The 11,930-nt window shown below is 55.2% G+C and carries 9 protein-coding genes and 2 pseudogenes; 4 read left to right on the top strand and 7 right to left on the bottom strand.

All coding sequences use genetic code 11. The features are described from left to right. Positions 1-15 precede the first annotated feature (15 nt). The 4 genes and pseudogenes from AABA21_RS20735 to AABA21_RS20720 form a co-directional block, all read right to left on the bottom strand. Complete coding sequence (locus AABA21_RS20735) at positions 16-1,041, bottom strand: FIG domain-containing protein (protein ID WP_338253360.1); 1,026 nt, start codon at positions 1,039-1,041, stop codon at positions 16-18. After that, positions 1,038-2,108: a galactose-1-phosphate uridylyltransferase gene (galT, locus tag AABA21_RS20730; protein ID WP_338253359.1), complete on the bottom strand. Its 1,071-nt coding sequence runs from the start codon at positions 2,106-2,108 to the stop codon at positions 1,038-1,040. The genes AABA21_RS20735 and galT overlap by 4 nt, the downstream gene beginning before the upstream one ends. After that, a pseudogene (gene galE, locus AABA21_RS20725) lies at positions 2,108-3,096 on the bottom strand (UDP-glucose 4-epimerase GalE). Before galE ends, galT begins: the two are co-directional and overlap by 1 nt. Before the next feature lie 228 nt (positions 3,097-3,324). After that, positions 3,325-4,110, bottom strand: a complete 786-nt coding sequence (locus AABA21_RS20720) for a DeoR/GlpR family DNA-binding transcription regulator (protein WP_338253358.1) — start codon at positions 4,108-4,110, stop codon at positions 3,325-3,327. A 239-nt stretch (positions 4,111-4,349) separates the two neighbouring features. On the opposite strand from AABA21_RS20720, the gene AABA21_RS20715 reads away from it, so the two are divergent. After that, complete coding sequence (locus AABA21_RS20715; RefSeq protein WP_338253357.1) at positions 4,350-5,540, top strand: hypothetical protein; 1,191 nt, start codon at positions 4,350-4,352, stop codon at positions 5,538-5,540. Positions 5,541-5,558: 18 nt separating this feature from the next. On the opposite strand, the gene AABA21_RS20710 is transcribed toward AABA21_RS20715, so the two are convergent. Next, on the bottom strand, positions 5,559-6,263 hold the full coding sequence (locus AABA21_RS20710) for an SRPBCC family protein (protein WP_338253356.1): 705 nt from the start codon (positions 6,261-6,263) through the stop codon (positions 5,559-5,561). Between the two features lie 762 nt (positions 6,264-7,025). Here AABA21_RS20710 and rplI point away from each other — a divergent pair. Then, entirely contained in the window at positions 7,026-7,493 is a 468-nt protein-coding gene (gene rplI, locus AABA21_RS20705) for a 50S ribosomal protein L9 (protein ID WP_338253355.1), read from the top strand. A gap of 105 nt (positions 7,494-7,598) precedes the next feature. On the opposite strand, the gene AABA21_RS20700 is transcribed toward rplI, so the two are convergent. Then, positions 7,599-9,155, bottom strand: coding sequence for an NAD(P)H-hydrate dehydratase (locus tag AABA21_RS20700; protein ID WP_338253354.1), 1,557 nt, complete (start codon positions 9,153-9,155; stop codon positions 7,599-7,601). 181 nt (positions 9,156-9,336) lie between these two features. Here AABA21_RS20700 and AABA21_RS20695 point away from each other — a divergent pair, with 181 nt between their 5' ends. Both AABA21_RS20695 and pgsA read left to right on the top strand, forming a co-directional pair. Next, entirely contained in the window at positions 9,337-10,425 is a 1,089-nt protein-coding gene (locus AABA21_RS20695; RefSeq protein ID WP_338253353.1) for a TRM11 family methyltransferase, read from the top strand. Between the two features lie 122 nt (positions 10,426-10,547). Continuing rightward, positions 10,548-11,165: a CDP-diacylglycerol--glycerol-3-phosphate 3-phosphatidyltransferase gene (gene pgsA / locus AABA21_RS20690; RefSeq protein WP_338253352.1), complete on the top strand. Its 618-nt coding sequence runs from the start codon at positions 10,548-10,550 to the stop codon at positions 11,163-11,165. A gap of 35 nt (positions 11,166-11,200) precedes the next feature. Here pgsA and plsY read toward each other — a convergent pair. Further along, a pseudogene (plsY, locus tag AABA21_RS20685) lies at positions 11,201-11,805 on the bottom strand (glycerol-3-phosphate 1-O-acyltransferase PlsY). Positions 11,806-11,930: the final 125 nt, after the last annotated feature.

The following is an 11,930-nucleotide window of genomic DNA, read 5'->3' as shown; positions in this document are numbered from 1 at the left end:
GGGCAAGCCCGGCACCTACGACGACGATTTTGGCGTGAAATGTTGTGCCAGCAATGTTTTCAACGTGGGGGCGATCTGCTCATGAATGGCGCTGTTCGCATAGCCGATCCAGGACATATCGGTTGAGACGTCCAGGGGGGCACTAAGCTGTTCGCCATGTTCGTTGGTGATGATGATGCCCAGCTGGCGCGCGATTAGCTCGGTACAGAGATCATAGGGATGGCAGCAGAGGCCGGATGCCTGCCCGCGCGCAGCCAGCAGCGGCTCGGCCAGTGGACGCAGATCCGCCACCCAGCGATCGTGCCCCATCATTAATTCATAGAGCTGTCCACCGCTGCTGATGTACTGGTCTTCAAATGCCTGCACTTTACCGGCCGCGGCGGGTCCCAGCGTGCGCAGGATCAATTCATCATCGATGGCGGCCAGCTCGGCTCGCACACCTGGAAAGAAGCGTGAGATGTTACCATAGCCCTGGGCGATAGTTTGAGCCTGCGATGGTTGAGGATGTAGTGGCATGCTCTCGCCGGTGAGGCGATTATAACGCTCACCCTGAGCCGGCTGCCCGGCGAAGGCCCACAGACAATCGCTCAGGTGCTGCTTTACCAGGGGAATCTCAGTCTGCACTGCCAGCTCTATATCTGAAAGATTGGTGGACGCGCCCCGATTGGGGGCTACGCCAGTCAGAATCCAGGCGGCGCGCTTCTGATACATCAGGCCACGCGTGCCATCGATGGGATCAATGATGATGACCAGTTCAGCCTGTGCTGGATCGGTTTCGGGCGGAAAAACCATCAGCCCGTCTTCCCCCAATCCCTCGGCCACCAGGACAAAAGACCAGCGGGTGCCCAACTGCTCAAAATGTTGGAGCAGGACCTGTTCGGAGACACGGTCGATAGCGAAGATTGTATCGCCAGCCTGATCGGCCACAATCTCGCTTAACGCGTTCAACGAGTCGCGTTCGCAGGTCGCTACGACCTCATTGCGGATAGCGGCGTGTATCTGGCGAATCATGCTCAAAAGTTCATTAGCGGCACGAATCATGATAGCTCATTCCTTTTGCTCTGCTCACGATAATGCACGGTGGCCTGCTGGAGCAATTCGGCGGCCTTTTCCTCTGGCAGCGTATCGCTGATGAAATTGCCACCACCGATCTCGGGTCCGGCCAGGTATTTGAGCCGGCTGGGCTGGCGCAGAGGAGGATGGAAGGCGATAAAGAAATGATACGTCCCGTAGTCACCATCATTGGGGGCCTGGTGCAGGGCCATCACATAAGGGAAAGGCATCTGCCACAGGTTATCAAAGCGCACCGTCACGTTCTTGAGCGCGCGCGCCAGCGAAACGACTTCCTGTTCATTGAGATCCGAGACATACGGCACGCGGCGCTTGGGTGCTACATAGACCTCATAGGCGTAGCGGGCAAAGTAAGGGACAAAGGCGATGCTATGCTCATCTTCATAAAGAACACGTCTGCCGTCGCTCTGCTCGGCTGATATGATCGTACTAAAGAGATGTTGTCCGGTCTCAATCTGATAGCGCTGAGCCGCGAAAAGTTCGGTCTCGATGGATTTAAAGACGAAATTGGTGGCATAGATCTGCCCATGTGGATGTGGATTGGAGACGCCGACCACCTCGCCCCGGTTCTCAAAGAAGAGAAGGTGTTTGATGCCCGGCACTTGCTGGAGCTCACGAGTCTGTGCCTGCCACATAGAAACAACTTCTTCGATATTAGGGAGCGCCATCTCCGCCAGGGTCAGATTGTGGGCGGGGCTATAACAGATGACGCGGGCCAGTCCACGTGCCGGGCGTACACGGTAGGGATATGGGGGCGCTGGCGGCTCTTCCGGCGCATTGAGGCCCACGCAGGGATGATCATTATCAAAGACATAGACGCCTGTATAATCGGGATTGCGCGCGCCTGAGACACGGCTATTGCCAGGGCAGAGATAACAATCTGCCTGGTACGCCGGTATCTCTTGATCGGCGATCGAAACGGTCTCTCCAATCCATGGACGATCCTGGCGATGCGCGGCGATGACCACCCACTCCTCGCGGAGTGGGTGCCAGCGCTCTTCCCACCGGGTCTGCCGGGGAAAAGTTGTCTCGCTCATTACTGCTCCTCAGTATAACCATTTGGATGTGTGCTATGCCATTTCCAGGCGGTACGCACGATATCTTCCAGGGTGTATTGTGGTTTCCAGTTCAATTCGCTCTGTGCCTTGCTGCTATCGGCCCAGATCGCCACTGGATCTCCGGCACGTCTGGGTTCCAGCTCAACCTTGAAATCAACGCCACTGATACGTTTGGCAGTATCGACAACTTCTTTGACGCTACTGCCGACGCCGGTACCGAGATTGTAGGCGGTGCTTTGATTGGTCTTCGCCAGTGATTCCAGCGCCTGCACATGGGCGGTCGCCAGATCGACCACGTGGATATAATCGCGGATCGCCGTCCCGTCGGGCGTAGGATAGTCGGTGCCAAAGATCTTCACCGATTCCGTCTTGCCCACCGCGGCCTTCATCACCAGGGGAATCAGGTTGCCGGTGATACGCCAGTCCTCGCCGATCTTATTATCCAGCGAGGCGCCCGACGCGTTAAAGTAGCGCAGGCTGGTTGATTTCAACGAAGTCGTCTTATCGAGCCAGCGCAGCATGGTTTCAACCATCAGCTTGGTTTCACCATAGACGCTCTCAGGACCGAAAGGAGCATCCTCCGTCACCGGCAGGTTTTGGGGGTACCAAAGATCGAGCAGCTCGAAGAGAAGATGATATAGTTGCACGAATGGCGCTGCATGGCTTCGAGCAAGGTCAGCGTGCCGCTGACGTTATTGCGAAAGTATTTAGCAGGCTGCGTCATAGATTCGCCCGGCGCTTTATAAGCCGCGAAATGGATTACCGCGTCAGGTTTCTCCTGCTCAAAAATTTTATCTAGCAGTTCCGCATCATCGATGCTGCCTCTGATCAGAGGTTGCCCCAGCAGCGCGGCCCGATTGCCGTTTTCCAGTGTATCCAGGGCAATGACTTCGTGGTTGCGCGCAACCAGCTCACGTACTGTATGCGAACCGATATATCCGGCACCACCTGGTACAAGTACTTTCACTTTACTGTCCTCCAGTAACTTTTTTCCTGTGTGTTTTTTGTCTTTACTAACAGTATACTGCACGAAACGCGTCGCGTCAATGCACATTCGTGCAAAAAATTATGCATGAATGTGCCAGCAAAAAAAGTCATGGTGCGCGGTGCAGCATCTCCACTGAGAGTGGATTACCTGGATAATATCACAATCAAGGGATCTGAAGGAAGAACCGGTGGGGATGGTGAATAGGGTTCAGGCCAGCGTCACCGCGACGCCGGCGTCCTTTATGTCCTGTACAGGCTGAGCCGGGGCGGCGCCATCTGTAATCAAGGTATGTACGGCCGAGATAGGGGCGATGGCGTGTAGCGCGACCTGTCCCAACTTTGAATGATCGGCCAGCACGATCGTTTGCTGGGCGCGCTCAATAGTCTTCTTATGTGTCAGCGCTTCCAGTTGATTGGGACCGGTAAGACCATAGGCCGCGTTGATGCCGGTCACGCCGATAAAAGCTTTGCCGACAAACATCTGGCTCAAGCTCTGTTCGGCCATCGGACCCACTAGCGCAAAGAAATCGGAGAGCAGGAAGCCGCCGGTGAGCGTGACCGTTAATCCTGGCACCTGGGCCAGCTCCATCGCAATATTGACGGCATTGGTGACCACTGTCAGATCGGGAATCTGCGCGCGGCGGATCTGGCGCGCCAGGTGGGTGGTCGTGGTGCCCGGAGAAAGCGCCAGCGTATCGCCTGGTTGAATAAATTGGAGCGCGGCGGTGGCGATGCGATTCTTCTCTTCCACCAGCTTGTGCATATTTTTCTGGAATGTAAGCTCGCCGGCGTATGTGCTGTAGGAGGGCGTATCCAGCGGCACCGCGCCGCCATGCACGCGGCGTAAAAGCTGCTGACGCTCCAGTTTCTCAAGGTCGCGTCGTATAGTAGAGGAATTAACATGGAGACGCTGGCTCAGGTCTTCGGCCAGCACGCGCCCATGGACCATCAGTTCTTGCAGAATAAATTCGGTTCGTTTTGTAACGTCTGACATGTAACTTCCTAAATGTGGCAATGTGGCGCAATTATATATGCTGGCTTTGCCGCTGTCAAGCGGCCGCAGGCATCCAAGGGAGCGAGGAACACCCCTTATGAATATTTGCGTTATTTGATGATATTACATATACTTCAATGCTATTGGAGCATTGTAACTGGACTAGCGGTGTGAAGTATGGTATAGTGTAGAGTACACACCATGTCTATCATGCTTTTAGAAATCAGAATGGTAATTCATTGAGTGATAATTCACCACTAACAGATTTAGAGAACCTGGAAAACTTACACGGTTACCTGGGTCCTACACCCCCGCCAGGCAAGCTGCCGCCACGTGGAGAGCGTTTCTGGGTTGATCGCCCTGCGCAACTATCGCACGCGGTCAACTTGCTCAAGCAGTCTGGTGTGGTGGCGGTAGACGCGGAATTTACCCAGGTACGTTCGCGCTCACAGGGTGATGTCGTTTCAAATATCCCTCGTCTGGCTCTTCTGCAATTAGCGATTGAGAAGCACTGCTTCGTCGTGGATGCGCTTCGCCTGGCGGACCTCTCGTCACTAATGGATGTGCTTGGTAATGCCGAGATTGCCGTGCTTCTGCACGGTGCTGGTGCTGACATGCGTGTAATGGCCGAACGCGAACTACGGGTTGCCCACTATTATGACCTGGAGGCGACGTGCCGCTCTATCTTCGGGCAGCATGAGTCCTCACTGGCCGCGATGCTCCAACGGGCCTTTGGCTATCACCTGGATAAAAGCCTGCAGCGCACCGACTGGACCCGGCGTCCACTGCCTCCGGCGATGGTTGCGTACGCGGCTCGCGACGCGGAGGTAACGCTGGCCCTGTATCGCTGGCTGGACCTGCACTATCACGAGATCCTCCAGTTACACGAGATGAATGGCGAGGTGGACCTGGTCGCGCATTGGATTGAGCCATTTCTACGCGGGAACGCGACGCTCTCACCTGAGATGGCGATCGCGGAGGCCAAAGCGCAGGGGCAGATTGTGAACCGCGCGCAGGTGATCGCTGATTGCCGGGCGGCCCTGGTAATGGTCAAGCATCCCATGCGGCGCAATCGCTTGCTGCGCCTGATCGCGGATCTTTCTCTGACCCAACTCTCCGGCGACCTGCTCCCATTATTGCAGGCACTCACCTCCGATGAGCGCGCGGCCAGTACCCGAGCCCTGGGTCGTTTAGGTGTACAGTCTGCGGTCGAACCGATCAGCGCCCTGCTCACCGATCCGGTTTTAGATGTGCGCAAGGCGGCCCAGACGGCGCTGCGCAATCTGTTAACAAAAGAACCGCGCCAGACTCGTCCGGCGCCAGCGCGTGCCGCTGATGGAACACGCAGCTGGGTGGTCGAGAATACGCAGTCCTCAAATGATGACGATAATGGCTGGAAATCGCGTCTGCGCTCAATTATCGACGCTTGATCTCTCGTCGCCCATGCATTAACGCCGCCGTCGCGGGAGGCGTGTGCCCACCCAGACCAGAATAGCCAGGCCTGTAATGGTCCCCGTTCTACGGATACGCTGTTCCCACTGTATTTGTGCCCGTGGATTGCGCGCCCCCAGGCGAAGCAGATGCACAATTCTGGCCGCCAGCGTATCGGGAAGCGGAGCCTCCAGTGGACTGGTTTTTCGCGGGATGACGATCACATCGCCATGGTTCATGCCTGCATACTGATGGTCTTCAACCTGGTTTGCCGACGCTGTGTGGACGTTTGAACGCAGATACTCGGACAGGTGTTGGAAATACTGCTGGATAAAATGTTTGATGGCCCCCTTGATCAAGGCTGGCGTCAGTTTGCCGGCAGATTTATTGATTGTAAGCGTTCCTTTATAGGCCACGATCGTTTTATGCTCTCGCTCATGCAGATGGATACTACCCACTCCACTTAAATTCGTCTCGCCATCACTGGTAAAGGTCAGGCGATAGTGATAGGGATACTGCTGTTCAGAGAGCGTCATCACGCCGTGATGGGAACCTGCTAATAGACGGTTGCTCATCGTGAGCGTAATGTCATAGATACTGGGACTGACCTGCTTAACCTGTTGCAGCCCCGGAATGGTAGCGCCAAGGATTTCCCGATCTGTCAGACAGCGCCAGACCTCCTGCGGGGAGGCCTGCAAGGTGTAAGTACCTTCGATATTCATATGATAAATCCTTTGTGATAGATGAGTTCTCGTCGTCGGAATAATACTGGCCACGTTTAGCTGTCATTATAGGGGAGAAAGCCTTTTTATGAAAGCTGGTGCTTCTTCTTACCTATAATGATCTATGAAGCTAGGCATACAGCGGATATGCCTCGCCCTCACATCACAGCCATGAGCTTCAAATTCTGACCGGTTTCGCTATATTGTATCGGGTTGGGATGAAATTATTTCAACGTAAATAGTATAACTCTTTTACCGCTCATTGTGTTAGCGCGTATTTGATTCTCGTCATCGTGGGGGCGCGTAGCGGACGCGCGTCCGCTACGCGCCCCCACACGCGCGTCCGCTACGCGCCCCCCACACGCGCGTCCGCTACGCGCCCCCACACGCGCGTCCGCTACGCGCCCCCACACGCGCGTCCGCTACGCGCCCCCACACGCGCGTCCGCTACGCGCCCCCACACGCGCGTCCGCTACGCGCCCCCACACGCGCGTCCGCTACGCGCCCCCACACGCGCGTCCGCTACGCGCCCCCACACGCGCGTCCGCTACGCGGCCGCACGTGTGTGTTGTGATGGTGCATCGGGTGCGCATGCGCGCACCCGATGCACCATCACAACACATAAAGGGCACATGAGCGCGCATTCGAAGGACGTTTGTTGGGAGGCTTGCTTTCATTTACCTCAAGGTGTATACTATCATGCGTATAATTGCGTGAGGAGGAAGTCGGGTTCTTGCCCCCCTCTATGAGGAGCTTAATTTAATGAAAGTTATTCTTTTACAAGATGTTGAAGGTTTGGGAAAAGTTGGTGATCTGAAAGAGGTTGCTAATGGTTATGCCCGAAACTACCTCTTGCCGCGCCGTTTGGCTGCAGGAGCAACCCCAGGTTTAATCGCTAACCGTTCTCAGCGTGTTGCCGCCGAACAGCGCAGAATGGAGAAGCAGGCCGAATCCAATCGGCAGCTGGCTGAGCGATTGGGCGAAGTTTCACTTACCTTCAAAGCTAAAGTTGGCACCCAGGGCCGCCTCTATGGTTCAATCACGAGCCAGGATATCGCTGCTGCCCTGCGCGACGCTGAAAACGTCACCGTCGATCGCCGCGTTATTGCACTTTCCGAGCCTATCCGTGCGTTAGGTTCTTTCACCGTTCCTGTGAGAATTGCGCCTCAACTAGAGCCAAAGATCACAGTCAACGTTGTTGACGCGGCTGAAACGGCTGTTGCTCAGTAAGCTTTTCAACATAAAAAGACGCGGGCGCTGACGTGCCCGCGTCTTTTTTGCAGAGGTACCGTATTATGTTAGACACATAGCCGGTACCTCTGTCATCATTTTTGGCTACATTTTGGCGTGTGCAGTATCTACCAGGGAGATGGGAATGTTGGGCAGCAGGTCCGAGGCCAGCAGTCCTGCGCGTCCAATGTGCATGTTCTGGTTCACCAGGTCCGCGGCCGCCGTATGGAGGTAGACCGCGGCGCTGGCCGCGTCAAATGGCTGCACTCCCTGGGCCAGGAAACCGCTAATCATGCCCGCCAGAACATCGCCAGTGCCCGCGGTAGCCAGGGCCGGATTGCCCCACCAGTTGATGCGTGTACGTCCCTCCGGATCGACCAGAATGGTACAGGAGCCCTTCAAGAGCAGGTTGACCTGCCACTCTCTGGCTTTGGTGCGCGCTAGTTCCAGTCGCTCAATGTTGCCGCCGGACACCTTGACGCCCTTGCAGAGACGGCCCATCTCACCAGGATGAGGGGTAATCACAGTATCCTTTGGCAGCAGGGTCCACCAGCGTTCCAGCGCCGAGAGGTTATTTAATCCATCGGCGTCGATAACCAGGTGGGGACGTGTCTCATCCGGTAGTGAACGCAGATGCTCAAGGACCTGTAGAATGACCTCGCGTGTGTTGGATGACTGTCCCAGGCCGGGTCCGATCAGCAGGGCTTTATAGCCTTCGAGCTTGTCAATCAATGCCTTGGCGCGCTCGTAGCTCTCCGCGTTCTCTTCGGGTAAAATGGTGAAGGTCGCCTCATGGAAAGAACTGGCGTAGAAGGACAGCATCTTCTCGGTCACGGCCAGCGTAATCAGACCTGCCCCCACCCTGGCGGCCGAACTGCCCGCCAGGTAAGCCGAGCCGGGATAGGGTAGTGAGCCACAGAGCAACATCACCTTACCAAAGGTCCCTTTATTGCTATTGAGCGGTCGTTCAGGCAGGAGTTTGTGTACCTGTTGACCTGTCAGCATATCTGTCTGTAGCTGGCTCTCTAACGCCGCTGGTAAGCCAATATCGCCTACCTCTAAATCGCCGATATAATCGCGGCCCGGAAAGAAGAAGAAGCCCTGTTTGGGGCAGGCCAGCGTAATCGTTGTGTCCATGGCGATGCTACCCGGATCGACCTCACCGGTATCCGCATTAAGGCCGGTCGGAAGGTCTATCGCTACCAGGCGCAGATCGGCGCGGCGGGCGCGTTCATCTTTTACCCGGGCCAGCAGGGCGCGCATATCATCGGGCAGGGGACGTGAGCGTCCCGTACCCAGCAATGCGTCGATGATATAGTCTGCCCGTTGAATCTGTTCCGCCAGAGTCTCATCGACCACCTCATCCGGCCTGCGGGTACCCTGCACGACCAGCTTATGTTCTTTCCAGTAATACAGGCTAATCAGAGCCCCTTCCTTTTCCAGGTGACTGGCCATTACCAGTCCATCCCCGCCATTGTTACCGGGACCAATCAGGAAGAGTACCTTGAGCCCTTTAAGTTTATGTGTGGGGAGCAGATTTGCCTCAAAGAGCTCGGCGGCGCTTCTCCCTGCGTTGCTCATGAGGATCTCTGAAGTCAGGCCATATTCTTTATCGGCCCGGGTCTCCAGCTCTTTCATTTCTGAGATGGTGACGATATGCATACAACATCCTCCATGCTGCTCTATTGAATGATCTCTGTCTTTTTGTATTGTACTTACTGCTCAATAAATAGGGAAGGGAGCAAACTGATAAATGATTGCTAATCGCATGATACTATAAAAAGTATGCGGCTCCGCTCATCCAGATGAATGGCATCCATTATGAATGTGATGTGGGGACAGTATGGAGCCTCTCCTGTTACTGAGTACGTTTGAATGCTATGAACTGGCTCAGTGCTATGCTATACTGCTAGATATGAAAATAGCGCTCAAAATTATGCCACAACGCAGCACACAGTACGCGGATATGACTGCCCTGCTGGCGGTGCCAGAACTGCTCATCAGTCCGTTGGGTTCGTTGGCCCAGGATATACAGCCTATAACGCTGGCCGGGCAGGAATATGTGCTTGTGGCGATCCCTGACGATAGTAGGGACCGCTACCTGGCCTTACTCCCGACGATATTGCCCAGGCTGGGGGCCTTAAGCGAAGGTTACGAATACTTTGAACAGCTGGGAGATATCCCAGGACCCTTGCTCCGTCCCATCGAGCCTCAGTTTACGCCGTTTCTACCTCTTGAAATGGCCGAGGCACGCCGCTATCGCGGCAAAACCAATGAGACCTTTACGCGTGTCTTGCTCAATACGGCCGTCTTTTCCAGTCGCTTTGAACTCGCGGAAGGTGAGCGCATCAGGGTGCTGGATCCCCTGTGTGGCGGAGGAACCACCCTATTTCTGGCCCTGGCCTTTGGATATGATGCCTTTGGCATCGAATTGAACCGGCAGGATATTGATACGACAGCGGTATTCGTGCGCCAGTACCTGCAGGGAGAGCATATCAGGGTCAAAGAGACCGATGAACGTGGTCGGCGCAGTGGTCGGCGCTATCAGTTTGAGATCGGCGCCAAAGGCAATGCTCAACATCTAGTCCTGGCGAATGGGGACGCGGCGGACGCGACCCTGCACATGCGCGAGGTCGTGGGAGGACCGCGTATGCACGTGATCGTTGGTGACCTGCCCTATGGCATCCAGCATTTCGGTGAGATCGCATCCCTCTTGAGCAAAGCGCTACCGGTGTGGGAAGGCATGCTCGTATCCGGTGGCAGCATCGCTCTGGCCTGGAACGCCACCCGTATTACGCGAGAAGACATGGTGGCCGCCCTGCAAAAATATACGCAGCTCCAGGTTCTGAACGAGGACGTGTATACACGATTTGCTCATCCTGTAGACCGTGTCATTAAGCGACGTGACCTGATTGTTGCTGTAAAAGCGTAACTGCTCCTTTGTAGCTATACATGTTAGCTGGCTTCGCATATAATGTTACTTATTATCGCTGTAACAAATCGGCACACCGAAGCTGTCTGTACACACGGATAGCTCCATCATAAGGGGTATGTATGCGTAATCTCCCAAATATATTGAGTATCAGCCGCTTGATTGCCACCGTGGCGGTCTTTATTTTAATCCTGGTGAATCAGCCCTGGGCCTTTCTGGTCGCCACCGTTCTCTTTTTCCTGGCCTCTGTAACCGACTACCTGGATGGCTACCTGGCCCGTCGCTTTAAAGTGGTCTCCTCGCTGGGCGTTTTTCTGGACCTGACCGCTGACAAGGTATTTGTGGCCGCGGTACTGATCGCGCTGGTACAGCTTAACCTGGTGCCGGCATGGGTCACTTTCATCATCATTACGCGTGAATTTATGGTGTCCGGTTTACGTTCAATCGCGGCCGCCAAGGGCAAGGTGATCCCAGCGGGTGTGTGGGGAAAGCAAAAGACCTTTATTACGCTAGTTGCCCTGGGAGCATTACTGCTGGCGAAAGGTCTGGGCGCCCATATGCTTTCGCTTTTCCCCCTCATGCTTACTTTCAATAGTCAGACTGTCAACGCGGCAGAGATACTACTCTTGATCGCTGACGCCCTGATCGTGGTGGCCACCATCTGGACCATCTTTTCAGGGGTCGAATACCTGATCGGAGGCTGGCCGCTGCTGCGCAGCAGCGATGCGGACGAAAAATAGGGTCGCAAAGAGGCGAGAAGAGCATGCTCTTCTCGCTATGCAGTTGGATTAGCTTCGGCCTCGGGCACTTTTTGCCCCAGTTTGCGTTCCGAGCCTGAAAGCAGGCGGCCAATGTTATCGCGATGAAAAATAATAACCAGTGCGGGTCCGATAAGCATATAGAGGAGTTGAGGCAAGCTAACGGCGGCAAAAAAGCCTGGATGTGTAACGCCCAGGATATAAAATACAATGCCGCAGACCATAGAGGTCAGGCCACCAACAATGGAGCCCAGCGAGACATATCTCCAGATACTAATGGTGCCGATGGTAGTGATTGCTGAGATCAGAAACGTCAACGGCGAACAGACCAGGAGCACCCCCCGCCTGTCAGAACGCCGCGGCCACCCTTAAAGCCGATAAAGACGGGATAGCAGTGTCCCAGCAGGGCCGCCAGGCCAGCCACCAGAATGCCCCAGCCATTGGCATAAAAGAGTGGGACCAGTGTTGCCAGCAGGGCCGGGCCGATCCCCTTTGAGAGGTCGATAACCAGAACAATCAGCGCTGGACCAGTTCCCAGCGTGCGCTGTACATTGGTCGCTCCGATTTTGCGACTTCCATGTTCTCGAATATCAAAATCCCTACCACGGAGTAGTTTTCCCATCCAGTAGCCGGCGGGGATCGACCCCCATAGATAAGCGACAATCGCTGTCAGAACAAGTGAAACGATGATGTTAGACATCGAATGCTCCTTTGTATGATGTACATCCAGTGCCAGCCCCATTATAG

The organism is Dictyobacter halimunensis (assembly GCF_036245075.1).
This window is presented reverse-complemented; position numbering and strand designations above follow the sequence as displayed.